This is a genomic window from Klebsiella sp. A-Nf5 (assembly GCF_002810545.1).
Classification (GTDB): Bacteria; Pseudomonadota; Gammaproteobacteria; order Enterobacterales; family Enterobacteriaceae; genus Klebsiella; species Klebsiella variicola.
In genome coordinates this window covers 22,730-40,932 of record NZ_PIOG01000026.1, presented here as the reverse complement: position 1 = coordinate 40,932, position 18,203 = coordinate 22,730, and the positions used below count along the sequence as shown (strand labels likewise).

11 protein-coding genes are annotated in these 18,203 nt (G+C 58.0%); 2 read left to right on the top strand and 9 right to left on the bottom strand.

The window, feature by feature from the left end:
- The first annotated feature begins 379 nt into the window (after positions 1–379).
- A complete protein-coding gene (locus CWM53_RS01630) occupies positions 380–1,489 on the top strand; it encodes an SDR family oxidoreductase (RefSeq protein WP_074387736.1) in 1,110 nt (369 codons plus the stop codon).
- 63 nt (positions 1,490–1,552) lie between these two features.
- Here CWM53_RS01630 and eno read toward each other — a convergent pair whose 3' ends face one another.
- The 5 genes from eno to rlmD form a co-directional block, all read right to left on the bottom strand.
- On the bottom strand, positions 1,553–2,851 hold the full coding sequence (eno, locus tag CWM53_RS01625) for a phosphopyruvate hydratase (RefSeq protein WP_061153500.1): 1,299 nt from the start codon (positions 2,849–2,851) through the stop codon (positions 1,553–1,555).
- 80 nt (positions 2,852–2,931) lie between these two features.
- A complete protein-coding gene (pyrG, locus tag CWM53_RS01620; protein ID WP_008806244.1) occupies positions 2,932–4,569 on the bottom strand; it encodes a glutamine hydrolyzing CTP synthase in 1,638 nt (545 codons plus the stop codon).
- Positions 4,570–4,849: 280 nt separating this feature from the next.
- Positions 4,850–5,641 (bottom strand): nucleoside triphosphate pyrophosphohydrolase, encoded by a 792-nt coding sequence (mazG, locus tag CWM53_RS01615; RefSeq protein ID WP_100730283.1) that lies wholly within the window; start codon positions 5,639–5,641, stop codon positions 4,850–4,852.
- Positions 5,642–6,053: 412 nt separating this feature from the next.
- The gene (gene relA, locus CWM53_RS01605; protein WP_061153497.1) at positions 6,054–8,291 is read right to left on the bottom strand and encodes a GTP diphosphokinase; all 2,238 of its coding nucleotides are present in this window, start codon (positions 8,289–8,291) and stop codon (positions 6,054–6,056) included.
- Positions 8,292–8,412: 121 nt separating this feature from the next.
- A complete protein-coding gene (rlmD, locus tag CWM53_RS01600) occupies positions 8,413–9,717 on the bottom strand; it encodes a 23S rRNA (uracil(1939)-C(5))-methyltransferase RlmD (RefSeq protein ID WP_100730285.1) in 1,305 nt (434 codons plus the stop codon).
- 112 nt (positions 9,718–9,829) lie between these two features.
- Between rlmD and barA the strand changes: the two genes are divergently transcribed.
- Complete coding sequence (gene barA, locus CWM53_RS01595; RefSeq protein ID WP_100631341.1) at positions 9,830–12,580, top strand: two-component sensor histidine kinase BarA; 2,751 nt, start codon at positions 9,830–9,832, stop codon at positions 12,578–12,580.
- A gap of 229 nt (positions 12,581–12,809) precedes the next feature.
- Here barA and CWM53_RS01590 read toward each other — a convergent pair whose 3' ends face one another.
- The 4 genes from CWM53_RS01590 to CWM53_RS01575 all read right to left on the bottom strand — a co-directional run bounded on the left by CWM53_RS01590 (position 12,810) and on the right by CWM53_RS01575 (position 18,075).
- Positions 12,810–13,949 (bottom strand): glycerate kinase, encoded by a 1,140-nt coding sequence (locus CWM53_RS01590; protein WP_032731169.1) that lies wholly within the window; start codon positions 13,947–13,949, stop codon positions 12,810–12,812.
- Positions 13,950–14,021: 72 nt separating this feature from the next.
- Complete coding sequence (gudD, locus tag CWM53_RS01585; protein ID WP_074387731.1) at positions 14,022–15,362, bottom strand: glucarate dehydratase; 1,341 nt, start codon at positions 15,360–15,362, stop codon at positions 14,022–14,024.
- Positions 15,363–15,379: 17 nt separating this feature from the next.
- Complete coding sequence (locus CWM53_RS01580; protein WP_100631340.1) at positions 15,380–16,720, bottom strand: enolase C-terminal domain-like protein; 1,341 nt, start codon at positions 16,718–16,720, stop codon at positions 15,380–15,382.
- Positions 16,717–18,075: an MFS transporter gene (locus CWM53_RS01575; protein WP_061153492.1), complete on the bottom strand. Its 1,359-nt coding sequence runs from the start codon at positions 18,073–18,075 to the stop codon at positions 16,717–16,719. The genes CWM53_RS01580 and CWM53_RS01575 overlap by 4 nt, the downstream gene beginning before the upstream one ends.
- Positions 18,076–18,203 lie beyond the last annotated feature (128 nt).

Below are 18,203 nucleotides of genomic sequence, written 5' to 3'. Positions count from 1 at the left end.
ATCCGTGTCGGGAATAATATTATTGATTAAAAAAGCAATCTTTTCTTTTGGCTTAGTTTATTAGCATGATAAGAATTAAAATAAATAGCATTCTGACGCGTGGGCGGAAAATATGTAACAGAAAATGTTATCCCTGTCATTCCGGATAAAATAAAAGGTCCAGAGATAAAAACAAAAAAACCTTAAAATACAGCAATGTACAAACAGATACATGAAAGAGTGAATTATCTATCTGATCTGAGAGTCTAATTCAATCCGCCGGTGATAATAACCTTAAACTGGTCTTAATAAAGCCCTGATCGGGCCCCTTTTTTATTTAATCGTCGTTTACTTTTGCCCACCTAGAATCCCGCAGACCAACCATAATGAGATAGCGTTTATGACCACATTATTAATTACCGGCGTTACGGGTTTTCTGGGCGGTGCCGCGTTAGAGAAAATACTCCATCAGGAAACCCGGTTAGACCTGCTGCTGCTGGTGCGTGCTGATAGCCCCGAGGCTGGCCTCGAACGTGTCAAAGAGAACATGCGTAAGTTCAATATTGCCGAGGAGAAGCTGGCGATGCTTCACCCGCAGCATATCCTGCTGGGCGATCTCGCCTCTCCGGAGCATTTTCTTAACGATCCGCGCCTCGATCAGGTGACGCATGTCCTCAACTGCGCCGCTGTCGCCTCGTTTGGCAGCAACCCGCTCATCTGGAAGGTTAACGTTGAGGGTACGCTGCGCCTGGCGCAACGGATGGCGCAGGTTGAGGGTCTACAGCGCTTTCTGCACGTCGGCACAGCCATGTCCTGCTCACCTGAGCCGGATTCACTGGTCGCCGAAAGCGCGGAGTTTCGGGAACGCGCTGAGCACCTGGTGGAATACACCCACTCAAAATCGACCATCGAGCAGTTGATGCAGCAGCATTGCCCTACGCTGCCGCTGGTCATTGCCCGCCCTTCTATCGTGGTGGGTCATACTCATCACGGCTGCCGGCCTTCCAGCAGTATTTTCTGGGTGTTCAGCATGGGGCTGATGCTGCAGAAATTTTTATGTTCCATGGAAGACCGAATCGATGTCATCCCGGTGGACTACTGTGCTGATGCCTTGCTGATGCTACTTAACCAGCCGCTGGCCCACGGCGAGGTGGTGCACATCTCTGCCGGGGAGGAGAATAGCGTGAAGTTTGCTGAAATCGACCGGGCGATGGCCCAGGCCCTGGAGCAGGCCCCGGTAGGGGATAAGTACGCCCAGGTCAGCTATGAAACGCTGGTCAAAATGCGTCGTGAACTGAAAGGGATCTTTGGGCCATGCAATGAACGTCTGATGCTGAAAGCCATGCGTTTATATGGCGCCTTCGCCACGCTGAACGTGCGCTTTAGCAACGACAAGCTGTTGAGCATGGGAATGCCAAAACCACCGCGCTTTACGGATTACATCGACCGCTGCGTGGAGACCACCCGCGGGCTGTCGATCCCCCAGCAAATGGCCGTCGATTTTAAATGATGGCTGACGGCGTAAAAAAAATGCCAGCCCTGAGGCTGGCATTTTTATTTCACAAAGACAGGATTAAGCCTGGCCTTTGATCTCTTTACGACCGTTGAACGGCGCTTGCTCACCCAGCGCTTCTTCGATACGAATCAGCTGGTTGTATTTAGCAACGCGGTCAGAACGGCTCATAGAACCGGTTTTGATCTGGCCTGCAGCGGTACCGACAGCCAGGTCAGCGATGGTCGCGTCTTCAGTTTCACCAGAACGGTGAGAGATGACAGCGGTGTAGCCAGCGTCTTTCGCCATCTTGATTGCAGCCAGAGTTTCGGTCAGAGAACCGATCTGGTTGAATTTGATCAGGATGGAGTTAGCGATGCCTTTATCGATACCTTCTTTCAGGATCTTGGTGTTGGTTACGAACAGGTCGTCACCAACCAGCTGGATTTTGTCGCCCAGTACTTTGGTCTGGTATGCGAAACCGTCCCAGTCAGATTCGTCCAGGCCATCTTCGATGGAGACGATCGGGTACTGTTTGGTCAGATCTTCCAGGAAGTGAGTGAACTCTTCAGAGGTGAACGCTTTGTTGCCTTCGCCAGCCAGAACGTATTTACCATCTTTGTAGAATTCAGATGCTGCGCAGTCCATCGCCAGGGTGATATCTTTGCCCAGCTCGTAGCCAGCTGCTTTAACCGCTTCAGCGATAACAGCCAGTGCTTCGGCGTTAGAACCCAGGTTCGGCGCGTAGCCGCCTTCGTCACCAACGGCAGTGTTCATGCCTTTGGACTTCAGCACTTTCGCCAGGTGATGGAACACTTCAGAACCCATGCGTACGGCTTCTTTCAGGGTCGGCGCGCCAACCGGCTGAATCATGAATTCCTGGATGTCGACGTTGTTGTCAGCGTGCTCACCACCGTTGATGATGTTCATCATCGGAACCGGCATGGAGTATTTGCCCGGAGTGCCGTTCAGTTCCGCGATGTGCGCGTACAGCGGCAGGCCTTTGGACGCTGCAGCTGCTTTGGCGTTTGCCAGAGAAACAGCCAGGATAGCGTTCGCACCGAAGTTAGATTTGTTTTCAGTACCGTCCAGGTCGATCATGATCTTGTCGATGCCAGCCTGATCTTTAGCATCTTTGCCCAGGATTGCCTGAGCGATCGGGCCGTTTACCGCAGCAACAGCTTTGGTTACGCCTTTACCCAGGAAACGGGATTTGTCGCCATCGCGCAGTTCCAGCGCTTCGCGGGAACCAGTAGAAGCACCTGACGGAGCAGCTGCCATACCGACGAAACCACCTTCCAGGTGTACTTCGGCTTCAACAGTCGGGTTACCACGGGAGTCGATGATTTCACGACCGATGACTTTAACGATTTTGGACATTAGGTTTTCCTCAGTACAAGTTAAACTAAAACTCCAGACAAACAATGCACCCAGTTGGGTGCATTGCCGTTCTAACTCTTTTACTTCGCCTGACGCTTCTGGTACTCGCTCGCGGCTTTCACAAAGCCGGCAAACAGCGGGTGCCCATCACGCGGCGTCGAAGTAAACTCCGGGTGGAACTGGCAGGCAACAAACCACGGATGGTTCGGCACTTCGATGATCTCGACCAACTGATCATCCCCGGAACGGCCCGCAACGCGCAGACCAGCAGCTTCAATCGGTTTCAACAACATGTTGTTGACTTCGTAGCGGTGACGATGGCGCTCGGTGATGGTCGGCTCGCCGTACAGCTGGCGCACCAGAGATTCATCATCCAGCTGGCACTGCTGTGCACCCAGGCGCATGGTGCCGCCCAGATCGCTCTTCTCGGAGCGGACTTCAACGTTGCCATCTTCGTCACGCCATTCGGTAATCAGCGCCACAACCGGGTATTTACAGTCTGGCACAAATTCCGTCGAGTTGGCGTTTTCCATACCCGCTACGTTGCGCGCGAACTCAATCAGCGCAACCTGCATACCCAGGCAGATGCCCAGATAAGGAATATTGTTCTCACGCGCATAGCGCGCGGTGGCGATCTTACCTTCCACACCGCGGTAGCCGAAGCCGCCCGGGATAAGGATAGCATCTAAATCCTTGAGGATTTCGACGCCGCGCGTTTCCACATCCTGCGAATCGATCAGCTTGATGTTGACGGTCACACGGTTTTTCAGACCACCGTGTTTCAGCGCTTCAATCACCGACTTGTAGGCATCCGGCAGTTCAATGTACTTACCGACCATACCGATGGTGACTTCGCCTGCCGGATTGGCTTCTTCATAGATTACCTGTTCCCATTCGGCCAGGTTTGCTTCCGGACAAGTTAAGCTGAATCGTTTACAAATATAATCGTCCAGCCCCTGAGATTTCAACAGGCCCGGAATTTTATAAATGGAATCGACGTCTTTCAGAGAAATCACAGCCTTTTCCGGAACGTTACAGAACAAAGCAATTTTCGCACGTTCGTTGGCCGGAACTGCGCGGTCTGAGCGGCAGATCAGGATATCTGGCTGAATACCGATGGAGAGCAGCTCTTTCACGGAGTGCTGGGTCGGCTTGGTTTTGACTTCGCCCGCGGCGGCCATGTACGGCACCAGGGTCAGGTGCATAAACAGGGTATGCTCGCGGCCGATTTCTACCGCCATCTGACGAATGGCTTCGAGGAACGGCAGGGATTCAATATCGCCTACAGTACCGCCGATTTCCACCAGCACCACGTCATGGCCTTCGCCACCCGCCAGTACGCGCTCTTTGATAGCGTTGGTGATGTGCGGGATAACCTGAACGGTCGCGCCCAGATAGTCACCACGGCGCTCTTTACGCAGTACATCAGAGTAGATACGGCCGGTGGTGAAGTTGTTGCGACGCGTCATCTTGGTACGGATGAAACGCTCATAGTGGCCCAGGTCCAGATCGGTTTCTGCGCCGTCTTCAGTAACGAACACTTCCCCATGCTGGATTGGGCTCATGGTACCCGGATCGACGTTGATGTACGGATCCAGTTTCATGATGGTCACGTTGAGACCACGGGCTTCAAGAATGGCTGCCAGGGAGGCTGCGGCAATGCCTTTACCCAGAGAGGATACGACCCCGCCGGTCACAAAAATATAGTTCGTTGTCATGCTGAACCTGAGAAGTTAGGGTAAAACGATGGAATAACCAGGACGGGAAAGTAGTATACCCGAACATGCGTGACGCCACAAACTTTCATTCTTCCCCTCCCCTTCGTTCTTCAAGTTGCACCTGTGTTGCGACTCGAACAACTCGAAGAGGCAGGCTACATGGTGTTTCAACGACATAACGGAAAGAGAAAATAGACGCTTTTGGCGAAATGTTTTTGACGTAAATCAAGCGCTTGTTATTTATAAAATCACACAAATCGCGCTTGATCACGAAAACTCGTTAGAGATCAGTTTCCTGGCGCTTTACTTCCTGCCACACTTCTTCCATGGTATCGAGGTCGACACCGGTCATTTCGAGGCCGCGGGCGGCGACAATGCGCTCGACTTCACGGAAGCGACGCTCAAATTTGAGGTTCGCTTTCTGCAGCGCCACCTCGGCTTTGACGCCCAAATGACGGGATAAATTCACCGTGGCGAACAGCAGGTCACCGACTTCCTCTTCCAGTTTCGCTTCATCCACTACCGCCTGCTGCGCTTCATGCATCACTTCATCAATTTCTTCATGCACCTTGTCGAGCACCGGGCCCAGCGAGGTCCAGTCGAAACCGACCGCCGAGCAGCGGCGCTGAATTTTGTGCGCGCGCATCAGCGCCGGCAGGCTATGCGGAATGTCGTCCAGCGCCGAATGCTGAGCTTTTTCCGCCCGCTCCGCGCTTTTGATCTGCTCCCAGCGCGCCAGGACTTCGCTGCTGTTTCCTGCGGTAGCATCAGCGAAAATATGGGGATGGCGGCGCTCCAGCTTGTCGCTGATGGCGGCGCAGATATCGTCAAAGTTAAAGCGTTCCTCTTCCTGCGCCATTTGCGCATAGAACACCACCTGGAACAGCAGATCGCCCAGCTCACCGCGCAGGTCGTCAAAATCCTCTCGCGAAATGGCGTCCAGTACTTCATAGGTTTCTTCGAGGGTATACGGGGCGATGGTGGCGAAAGTCTGCTCTTTATCCCACGGGCAGCCGTTTTCCGGGTCGCGCAAGCGCTTCATAATGCCGAGCAGGCGGTCGATTTGGGTCATGTGAGGATCCTGGAAATGTAAAAAATGGTAGAAATTGATATCGGTTTGCAACTTTTGAGCCCGGGAAAAGCGTTTTTCACGTGTGACTCCAGCGTACTTTGCGCTCCCGGTGAATGTTCTGCCATATGTCTCCTGTGGTACAGGGAGCGCACAGGGGGCGGCCAGTCGCCGCCGCCCCCTGTACCCCCGGGCTCCGGCCAGCAACATCGCCACTGCGTGGTGCCTTCGACTTATCCCTGCAGGCTTCGGGTCGGGCCGAGGCAGCGTCCGTGCAAAACACGGCCCTCAGCCCGCATCCATGCGGGCTGCCCCGGCCTTCCGGGAACGTCTCAGCGATGTTGAGGCCGCCAACTCCGGCAGTTTCAGCAGCCATTGCCCCGGCGGTAATTCATTGACCTGGCCTGGAGAGGACTTAACCGCCGTGCAGACGGCGCGCGTCAATGACATCAGGCACCTGGTTCAGCTTACCGAGCACCCGGCCCAGCACCTGCAGGTTGTAAATCTCAATGGTCATATCGATGGTTGCCAGCTGCTGACGGGTATCGCTGCGGCTGGCGACACCCAGCACGTTCACCTTCTCATTGGCGAGGATGGTGGTGATATCGCGCAGTAAACCGCTGCGATCGTTCGCCTCCACCCTGACCACCAGCGAGTAGCCCGCCGAGTAGCTTTCACCCCATACCGCATCGACGATGCGCTCCGGGGCATGCGACTGCAGTTCAGCCAGCTGATCGCAGTCGGCGCGATGCACAGAAATCCCGCGCCCCTGGGTGATAAAGCCGACGATCTCATCGCCCGGGATCGGCTGGCAGCAGCGGGCAATATGGTGCATCAGGTTGCCAACCCCTTCCACCACCACCCGGCCATTATCCTTGGTGCGGTTCTGTGGGGCGTAGGTTTTCTGCTGCAGCTGCTTCAGCGCGGCCGCATCCTGCTCAGCGGCGCTCGGTTTATTGAACTGCGCCTGCAGGAAATTGACCATCTGGTTGAGGCGGATATCGCCGCCGCCAATGGCGGCCAGCAGTTCATCGAGCTCATTGAAGTTGTAGCGCGGCAGCAGGTGTTTTTCCGCATCCTTAAGGCCAATGCCCAGATGCTCCAGCTCGTCGTCGAGGATCTGCCGCCCGGCGAGAATGTTCTTGTCGCGGTCCTGCTTACGGAACCAGGCGTGGATCTTGGAGCGTCCGCGGCTGGTGGTCACGTAACCGAGGTTAGGATTCAGCCAGTCACGGCTCGGGTTCGGCTGCTTCTGAGTAATAATTTCAATCTGATCGCCCATCTGCAGCTGGTAGGTGAACGGCACGATACGGCCGCCAATTTTGGCGCCGATGCAACGATGGCCGACGTCGCTGTGGATATGGTAGGCAAAGTCGAGCGGCGTCGACCCCGCCGGCAGGTCCACCACGTCGCCTTTCGGCGTAAAGACATAGACCCGATCGTCGAAGACCTGACTGCGCACTTCGTCGAGCATTTCGCCAGAATCGGCCATCTCTTCCTGCCAGGCAATCAGCTTACGCAGCCAGGCGATGCGATCCTCATAGCCACGGCCACCGCCGGTGCCCGCTCCCGCGCCCTCTTTGTACTTCCAGTGCGCGGCCACTCCAAGCTCAGCATCTTCATGCATCTGCCGGGTGCGAATTTGAATCTCCACCGTCTTGCCGCTCGGGCCCAGCACCACGGTATGAATAGACTGATAGCCGTTGGGTTTCGGGTTGGCCACGTAGTCATCGAATTCATCCGGCAGGTGACGATAGTGGGTATGGACGATCCCTAGTGCGGCGTAACAATCCTGCAAACGCTCGGCCACGATGCGCACCGCGCGAACGTCAAACAGCTCGTCAAACGCGAGGTGTTTTTTCTGCATTTTGCGCCAGATGCTGTAGATGTGTTTCGGCCGGCCATAGACTTCCGCCTTGACGCCTTCGGCTTTCATCTCCGAGCGCAGGTGGCCGACGAACTCGTCGATGTAATGCTCACGGTCGATACGACGTTCGTGGAGCAGTTTAGCAATACGCTTGTATTCTGCCGGATGCAGATAACGGAAGCAGTAATCTTCCAGCTCCCACTTCAGCTGGCCGATACCTAAGCGGTTCGCCAGCGGCGCATAGATATTGGTGCACTCTTTCGCCGCCAGCACGCGTTCATCTTCCGGCGCGTCTTTGACCTCGCGCAGATGCGCGATCCGCTCAGCAAGCTTGATAACCACGCAGCGGAAATCGTCAACCATCGCCAGCAACATGCGGCGAATGTTATCCACCTGCTCGGAAGATACCGAGTCGGTATGGGTGGCTTTTAGCTGGCGGATAGCGGCCATGTCCCGCACCCCGTGAATCAGGGTCACGACCGATTTACCCACACTCTCCTGCATGACCTCTTCACTGACGACTTCACCGTCCGCCAGTGGGAATAACAGCGCCGCGCGCAGCGTATCGAGATCCATACTCAGAGTGGACAGGATCTCCACCATTTCGACGCCACGCCACAACAGCAGGTCTGCCTGCGGGTGTCCTTGCGTTTTTTCGCGACAATAATCCCAGGTTTCGGCTAAGCGCTCACACGACTGCTGGCTGGAAATCCCCAGACTCGCGATCCATTTCTTCGGGTCAAATTCACCAGCTTTATTAAGATGTGCACTTCTTACCGCAACCATTGTCCTCTCCTTAAGGGACCGGCCTGCCGAAGTCGGCAAGCCTCAACTTTCTACATGTCATCCTGCAGGTCGCGTCAGCATTGACGGCCAGGGTGGCTCTTCTGCGACGTTGTGAATGACCTTATGTAAGCCTGCGCTCAAACAACACCATTGATTCCAGATGACCGGTATGCGGGAACATATCCAGCATCGCCAGGCGTTGAATCTGATATCCAGCCTGCAACAGGGTTTCGCTGTCTCGCGCCAGCGTCGCCGGGTTGCAGGAAACATACACCACCCGCCGCGGTGCCAGTTTTATAATATGCGGCATCACGCCCGGCGCGCCGGCGCGGGCCGGGTCCAGCAGCACTTTATCAAAGCCGTGCTTCGCCCAGGCCTGACAGGTGACATCCTCTTCCAGATTCTCATGGAAGAAAGTGACATTTGATAAACCATTGAGGGCGGCGTTTTCCCGCCCCTTTTCTACCAGCGCAGGCACCCCTTCCACCCCCACCACGTGGGCGGCGCGAGTCGCCAGCGGCAGGGTAAAATTGCCCATTCCGCAGAACAGATCCAGTACCCGGTCCTCTGGCTGCAGATCCAGCCATTCCAGCGCAGTACGCACCATCTGCTGATTCACGCCGTCGTTGACCTGGATAAAATCCCGCGGACTGAACACTAAGCGTAGTCCGTCTGAGGTATACCATGGCGCTTCGCCATGAATATGTTCCAGTATCTCGCTTTGCGGCGCGAGGTACAGGGAAAGACCGTGAGTTTGCGAAAAGCGTTCCAGTTTTTCCCTGTCGCCCGCTGGCAGGGCAGCGGTATGGCGCAGCACCATCAGCGGGCCGTTGTCCGCCTGCACCAGCTCGACGTGGCCGAGGTGGCGTAATGCGCTCAGCGCGCTTAAGCACTCGCGCACGGCAGGCAGCAATGCCTCAAGTTGGGGCACCAAAACAGGGCATTGCACCACGTCGACGATCGCTTTGGCGTTGGCCTGGCGAAAACCCATCTGCAATTGTTGGGTCTTTGGCTGATAATTCAAGCTTAAGCGCGCGCGACGGCGGTAGCCCCACGGCACGCCGGCGATAACCTCATCCACCTCACGCTTCATCAGCCGCGCCAGCGCGGCGCGTTTACTTTGCTGCTGAAGCACGACGCTGGCATGCTGTTGTTGGCAGCCGCCGCAGACGCCAAAATGCGGGCAGCGCGGCGCCTGGCGCTGCGGGCTGTCGGTTAGACGGCGTTTCACCTGGGCGCGGGCATACTGTTTTTTGTCTTCCACCAGCACCACCTCGGCCTGCTCCTGCGGCAGCACACCGCTCACGAACAGCGCCTTTCCCTGGTGGCGGGCAACGCCCTGACCAAAGGGATCGAGGTCATTGACTGTAACGGTTATGATCTGGCGCGTCGTCACACGCCGTTTTGCAGAGTAGAATTGCGCCATCGTAGAGAGTTGTCTCAATCAAATAAAACGAGCTCGTTCAGGGCGGCAGTGCCGCGAAGCGCACCGACGCGCACAGAACGATGATGTCTATATTCTCCCATAATGGAACCGCATGACCAACTACAGCCTGCGTGCTCGCATGATGATTCTGATACTGGCGCCAACCGTCCTGATTGGGCTGTTGCTCAGTATTTTCTTTGTCGCTCATCGTTATAACGACCTGCAACGCCAGCTGGAGGACGCCGGCGCCAGCATTATTGAGCCGCTGGCGGTCTCCAGCGAATATGGCATGAATTTGCAAAACCGCGAATCCATCGGCCAGCTGATCAGCGTCCTGCATCGGCGTCATTCGGAGATCGTGCGGGCCATCTCGGTGTATGATTCGCATAACCGGCTGTTTGTCACCTCCAATTACCAGCTCAACCCCAGCGAACTGCAGATCCCGAAAGGCGAGGCATTTCCCCGCCATCTCAGCGTCATCCGCGACGGCGACATCATGATCCTGCGCACGCCGATCGTCTCGGAAAGCTATTCGCCCGATGAGTCCCCCGAATCTGACGCCAAAATGCCGGGCAATATGCTGGGCTACGTCGCGCTGGAGCTGGATCTGAAATCAGTCCGCCTCCAGCAGTACAAAGAGATTTTCATCTCCAGTGTGATGATGCTGTTCTGCATTGGCATCGCGCTAATCTTCGGCTGGCGCCTGATGCGCGACGTCACCGGGCCTATCCGCAATATGGTCAACACCGTCGACCGCATCCGCCGCGGACAGCTGGACAGCCGGGTCGAGGGTTTTATGCTCGGCGAACTGGATATGTTGAAAAACGGCATTAACTCGATGGCCATGTCGCTGGCGGCGTATCATGAGGAGATGCAGCACAACGTCGACCAGGCGACCTCCGATCTGCGGGAAACCCTTGAGCAGATGGAGATCCAGAACGTTGAGCTGGACCTGGCGAAAAAGCGCGCCCAGGAGGCGGCGCGCATTAAGTCTGAGTTCCTGGCCAATATGTCCCACGAACTGCGCACCCCACTCAATGGGGTGATCGGCTTTACCCGCCTGACGCTGAAAACCGATCTCAACGCCACGCAGCGCGACCACCTGACCACCATCGAACGTTCGGCCAATAATCTGCTGGCGATCATCAATGACGTGCTCGACTTTTCCAAGCTGGAGGCCGGGAAGCTGATTCTGGAGAGTATTCCGTTCCTGCTGCGCACCTCGCTTGATGAAGTGGTCACCCTGCTGGCGCATTCCGCGCACGATAAAGGGCTGGAGCTGACGCTGAACATTAAGAACAATGTGCCGGATAACGTCATTGGCGACCCGCTCCGTCTGCAGCAGATTGTGACCAACCTCGTGGGCAATGCGATTAAATTCACCGAGCACGGCAATATCGACGTGCTGGTGGAGCAGCGGGCCATCAGCAACTCGCGGGTACAGATCGAAATTCAGATCCACGATACCGGCATCGGCATCCCCGAGCGCGACCAGTCCCGACTGTTCCAGGCCTTCCGTCAGGCCGATGCCAGCATTTCACGCCGGCACGGCGGCACCGGGCTTGGGCTGGTGATCACCCAGCGTCTGGTCAAAGAGATGGGCGGCGATATTTCGTTCCACAGTCAGCCGAACCGCGGCTCCACCTTCTGGTTCCATATCAGCCTTGATCTCAACCCAAACGCCATTCCGGATATGCTGAACACCGACGGGCTGACGGGCAAACGTCTGGCCTATGTGGAAGCCAACGCGACGGCGGCGCAATGTACGCTGGAGATGCTGGCCGCCACGCCGCTGGAGGTGATCTACAGCCCTACCTTCTCCTCGCTGGCGGAAGCGCAGTACGACATTCTGCTGGTCGGCATCCCGGTCTCAATGCGCGATTTGTCGCCGCACCGGGAAAAATTAGTCAAAGCCCGTGCGATGTCTGACAACGTGCTGCTCGCTCTGCCATGTCATGCCCAGGTCAGCGCCGAAGCCCTGAAGCGCGACGGCGTCGCGGCCTGCCTGTTGAAACCGCTCACTACCACCCGTCTGCTGCCGGCGCTGGTGGCCACCAATCATGCGCCGGCTTCCGCGCCGTTGACGCAGGCCGACAGCCATAAGCTGCCGATGACCGTGATGGCCGTCGACGACAATCCGGCTAACCTGAAGCTGATTGGCGCCCTGCTGGACGACCTTGTGCAGCAGGTGATCCTCTGCGACAGCGGCCAGCAGGCCGTGGACCAGGCCAAGCGGCTGCAGATGGATCTGATCCTGATGGATATTCAGATGCCAGATATGGACGGCATCCGCGCCTGCGAGCTGATTCATCATCTGTCACATCATCAGCAGACCCCGGTGATTGCAGTCACCGCGCACGCCCTGGAGGGCCAGCGGGAGAAGCTGTTGAGCGCCGGCATGAACGATTATCTGGCGAAGCCGATTGAAGAAGAGAAACTGTACGCCCTGCTGCTGCGCTATCAGCCCGGCCTGCACAGCGTCGCTCCGGCGGCGCTACCGCCCGCAGAGCCGGTCATCGACCATAACCTGACGCTTGACTGGCAGCTGGCGCTGCGTCAGGCCGCCATGAAGCCGGATCTGGCGCGGGAAATGTTGCAGATGCTGATCGCCTTTATGCCGGAGGTGCGTAATAAAGTGGAAGAGCAGCTGGTCGGCGAGCAGCCGGAAGGGCTGGTGGATCTGATCCACAAGCTGCACGGCAGCTGCAGCTACAGCGGCGTGCCGCGGCTGAAAAAGCTCTGTCATACCCTGGAGAGTCAGCTGCGGGCGGGTACCGCCGCCGAGGATCTGGAGCCGGAGCTGCTCGAGCTGTTAGACGAGATGGATAATGTGGCCCGCGAAGCGTGCCGGATGGGAGTGTAAACCCCGGATAGCGGCGCTACGCGCCTCATCCGGGCTACGCCCTACGGTCCGGTATTCGGTTGGTAGCCCCGGTAAGCGTAAGCGCCACCGGGGATGGTTCCCGGATCGCAGTGTTACGGTCCAGTGCTCGGTTGGTAGCCCCGGTAAGCGTAAGCGCCACCGGGGACGGTTCCCGGATCGCGGTGCTACGCACCTTATCCGGGCTACAAATACCACTGCGCCAGCCGGGTTACCGCTTACCGCCCATCTGCAAAACCGCGGCGACGTTACGCGCCGTCATCCGCAGGTTGGCGGCGGCATTGGCCAGCGCTTCATCCAGGGTACAGATGGTATATAACACGCTGAATACCGCATCCAGTCCGTGCTGATGCACCACCCCGACATCGGCGGTAAGGCTACCGGCAATCCCAATCACCGGGACGTTAAAACGCTTCGCCACCTTCGCTACCCCCACCGGCACCTTGCCGTGGATCGTCTGGCTATCGATTCGCCCTTCGCCGGTGATCACTAAATCGGCATCCGCCACCCGCGTCGCCAGCTGCAACGCATCGGTGACGATCTCAATGCCCGGGCGCAGCGTTGCGCCACAAAACGCATACAGCGCCGCCCCCATGCCGCCCGCCGCGCCACCGCCCTCCAGGCTCAGCACATCGATATCTAAATCGCGGGCGATAATCCGGGCATAGTGCAGCAGGCCGCTGTCGAGGCGGTCGATCATCTGCGTCGTCGCCCCTTTTTGCGGGCCGAACACCGCGCTGGCCCCCTGCGGGCCGGTTAGCGGGTTGGTGACGTCGCAGGCCACCTCAATCCGGCAATCTGCCAGCCGCGGATCGAGTTCGCTAAGGTCGATACGCGCCAGCGTCTCCAGCGCGCCGCCCCCGGAGGCGATTTGCTGGCCGTCGGCGGTCAACAGTTTCGCCCCCAGCGCCTGCGCCATCCCGGCGCCGCCGTCATTGGTCGCACTGCCGCCAATGCCAATAATGATCTGTCGCACGCCGGCGTCCAGCGCGTGGCGGATCAGCTCCCCGGTTCCCCAGGAAGTGGTCAGCAGCGGATTACGCTGCGCCGGCGGGACGCTCTCCAGCCCGCTGGCTGCCGCCATTTCGATAAAGGCGCACTGGCGATCGCCGGACAGCCCATAAAATGCCTCAACCGGTTCACCCAGCGGCCCGGTGACCGTCAGCGGAACCTGATGCCCACCGGTCGCCGCCACCATGGCTTCCACCGTCCCTTCACCACCGTCGGCAACCGGCAGCTTGACGTACTCCGCGTCAGGATAAATCTCGCGAAAGCCTTGCTCTATCGCCGTGGCCACTTCCAGCGCGCTCAGACTCTCCTTCCAGGAATCCGGTGCGATCACTATTTTCATGTGCTGTCCTTACTCTGAGCCAACCCCTGGCGCTGTCGTGCAATGCCGGCCCCCGCAGAGGCCGGCGGCCTTTTAGCGCACCATGCATGGACGCTTGTTGTCAAAGGTCCAGCCCGGGATCAGATACTGCATCGCCATCGCATCGTCGCGGGCGCCAAGACCATGTTTCTTATATAGCTCATTTGCCTGCATCACGCGGTCCATATCCAGCTCAACCCCCAGGCCCGGGGTACTCGGTACCTGCACCATACCGCCTTTTATTTCAAAAGGTTGTTTGGTCAGACGCTGGTTGCCCTCCTGCCAAATCCAGTGGGTATCAATCGCGGTGATTTTGCCCGGCGCCGCTGCCGCGACATGGGTGAACATCGCCAGCGACACGTCGAAGTGGTTATTGGAGTGCGATCCCCAGGTCAGGCCGAACTCATGGCACATCTGCGCCACACGCACCGACCCCTGCATGGTCCAGAAGTGCGGGTCCGCCAGCGGGATATCCACCGACTGCAGGGACAAGGTATGGCCCATCTGTCGCCAGTCGGTGGCGATCATATTGGTCGCGGTCGGCAGGCCCGTCGCGCGGCGGAACTCGGCCATCACTTCGCGGCCAGAGAAACCTTGTTCGGCGCCGCATGGGTCTTCCGCATAGGCCAGCACGCCCTTCAGCTGTTTACCAATCTGGATGGCTTCCTCCAGCAGCCAGGCGCCGTTCGGGTCGAGAGTGACGCGGGCATTCGGGAAGCGTTTCGCCAGGGCGCTGATCGCCTCAGCTTCTTCAAAACCGGCCAGCACGCCGCCCTTCAGCTTAAAGTCGTTGAAGCCATATTTTTCATACGCCGCTTCCGCCAGGCGGACCACCGCATCCGGCGTCATCGCCTCTTCATGGCGCAGGCGATACCATTCGCACTGCTCATCCAGCTGGCTCTGATAGGCCAGCGGCGTGGCGTGGCGGTTGCCGACAAAAAACAGATAGCCCAGCATTTCGACTTCGCTGCGCTGCTGGCCATCGCCAAGCAGAGAAGCGACATTGACGCCAAGGTGCTGGCCCAGCAGGTCCAGCAGCGCCGCTTCAATCCCGGTGACCACGTGAATGGTGGTACGCAGGTCGAAGGTCTGCAGGCCGCGGCCCCCGGCGTCACGGTCTGCAAACTGGTTGCGCACCGCGCCCAGCACATTCTTGTACTCGCCCAGCGTTTTGCCCACCACCAGCGGCGCGGCATCTTCCAGGGTCTGGCGGATTTTTTCGCCACCGGGGATTTCGCCGACGCCGGTATGCCCGGCGTTATCTTTGATAATCACAATATTGCGGGTGAAGTACGGGGCGTGCGCGCCGCTCAGGTTCATCAGCATGCTGTCATGGCCGGCAACCGGGATCACCTGCATGGTCGTAACAACGGGCGTTGAAGTGAAAGTCGTCATAGCATCATCCTTTTTAATTAGTGGCGGCCGAAAACGGGACGTTTGCGGTCGAATGTCCAGCCGGGGATCAGGTACTGCATCGGGCCTGCGTCGTTGCGCGCGCCGCCCGGCAGCGCTTTATAGGCCTCATGGGCTTTGCGCACCTGCTCCCAGTCAAGTTCCACGCCGAGTCCCGGCGCGTCTGGCACGGCAATCTTGCCGTGAATAATCTGCAGCGGATTTTTGGTCAGGCGCGCGTCGCCCTCCTGCCAGATCCAGTGGGTGTCAATGGCGGTGGGGTTGCCCGGCGCGGCGGCGCCGACGTGGGTAAACATCGCCAGGGAAATATCAAAGTGATTGTTGGAATGGCAGCCCCAGGTGAGCCCCCAGTCGTCACACAGTTGCGCCACCCGTACTGCGCCGGAGAGCGTCCAGAAATGCGGGTCCGCCAGCGGGATGTCGACGGCGTTGAGCATCACCGCATGACCCATTTCGCGCCAGTTGGTGGCGATCATATTGGTGGCGACCGGCAGCCCGGTGGCACGACGGAACTCGGCCATCACCTCCCGGCCGGAGAAGCCTTGCTCGGCGCCGCACGGATCTTCGGCATAGGTCAGGACATCCTGCAGCCCTTTGCACAGCGCGATGGCCTCATCCAGCAGCCAGGCGCCGTTCGGGTCGACGGTGATGCGCGCATCCGGGAAACGCTTTTTCAGCGCCCGGGCGGTGTCGATCTCCTGCTCGCCGGGCAGCACGCCGCCTTTCAGCTTAAAGTCTTTGAAACCGTAGCGATCCTGGGCGGCTTCCGCCAGACGCACTACCGCCTCGCTGCTCAACGCCTGCTGATGACGCAGGCGGTACCATTCATGATCGCCCGGCGTATGGTCCAGATAGCCAAGGTCGGTTTTCTGCCGATCGCCAATATAAAACAGGTAGCCCAGCACGGTGACGGCATCACGCTGCTTACCCGGCCCCAGCAGCTCGCAGACCGGCACCTTCAGCACCTGGCCGAGCAGGTCGAGCAGCGCCGCTTCCAGCGCCGCCACCGCGTTAACCTTCAGTTCGAAGGTCCACGCCCCTTTGCCAAAGGTATCGAAATCCGCCGCCTGATTGCCTTTATGCACCTGCTGCACCACGCGATTGAGCCGGGCGACCTCCTGGCCCACCACCTGCGGGATCGCCGCCAGCAGCGTCTGGTAGATAACCTCCCCACCGGGCGCTTCGCCAACGCCGGTGTGGCCGGCGTTATCGGTCAATACCACGATATTGCGGGTAAACCAGGCGTTGTGCGCCCCGCCGATGTTCAGCAGCATGCTGTCGTGCCCGGCCACCGGAATGACCTTCATCTCTGTGATAATCGGGCTGGATTGGGTCGTCATGATGAGCGCCCCACCACAGGTTTCAGTTCGATGCGTTTGATATCGCCCACCAGCACCAGGTAGCTCAGCACCGCCACCAGGGCATGGATGCCGACGTAGATCAGCGCGCCGTTGAACGAGCCGGTGGTGCCAACGATATAGCCGATGGCGATGGGAGTGACGATACCGGAGATATTGCCGAACATGTTGAACAGACCGCCGGAGAGACCGCTAATTTCTTTCGGCGCGGTATCCGCCATCACCGCCCAGCCGAGCGCGCCAATCCCTTTGCCGAAGAAGGCCATTGCCATAAAGCCGATCACCATCCACTCCACATTGACATAGTTACACATCAGCATGGTCATGGAGAGCAGCATCCCCAGCACGATCGGCGTTTTGCGCGCGATGTTCAGCGAGCCGGTGCGGCGCATTAACCAGTCGGAAATCACCCCGCCCAGCACCCCGCCGACAAAGCCGCACACCGCCGGAATCGACGCGACAAAGCCGGCTTTGAGGATCGACATACCGCGCGCCTGCACCAGATATACCGGGAACCAGGTGATAAAGAAGTAGGTTAAGGCGTTGATGCAGTACTGACCGATATAGATGCCGATCATCATCCGCGATCCGATCAGCTGTTTGATCTGCCCCATTTTGACGCTAAACGGCACTTTCTGTGCGCTGCTCTTCTGATCCATGTTGATCAGCGCCCCGCCTTCGGCGATATAGTCCAGCTCTTTCTGGTTCACGCCCGGATGGTTGTTCGGATCGTGGATCACTTTCAGCCATACAAAGCTGATCACGATCCCCAGGCCGCCCATAAAGAAGAACACGTGCGACCAACCCACCTCATGCGTCAGCCAGCCCATGATCGGCGCGAAGATAACGGTGGCAAAGTACTGGGCGGAGTTAAAAATCGATACCGCCGTCCCCCTCTCCTGCGCAGGGAACCAGGCGGCGACGATACGGCTGTTGCCGGGGAATGACGGCGACTCGGCAAGGCCGACGAGGAAACGCAAAGTGAACAGCGCGATGATAATGCCAAAGCCGCTGAAGATATCGACGAAGCCCTGCAGCAGGGTAAACATCGACCAAATGAAGATCGACCAGAAATAGACGCGCTTCGAACCGAAGCGGTCGAGCAGCCAGCCGCCCGGGATCTGGCCGATGACATAAGCCCATGAGAACGCGGAGAACACATACCCCATGCCAACAGGATCGAGGCCGATATCTTTGGCCATTTCCGAACCGGCGATCGACAGCGTCGCCCGGTCACCATAGTTAAAAGAAGTGACGATAAACAGCATCACCACTATCCAGTAGCGGGCGTTGGTGCGCTTTTCAGCCGCCGTCGCCGCCTGACTTAATGAACTCATTGTTGTACTCCTGAATCATAGCGTTTAGCTACGTTCATTCTGAACAGCACAACCTGTAGGGTAATCAGAATGACGTGGTCGTGTTTTGATAGTTGTCGTTATATCTGGCACTGCATTTATCACTGGCT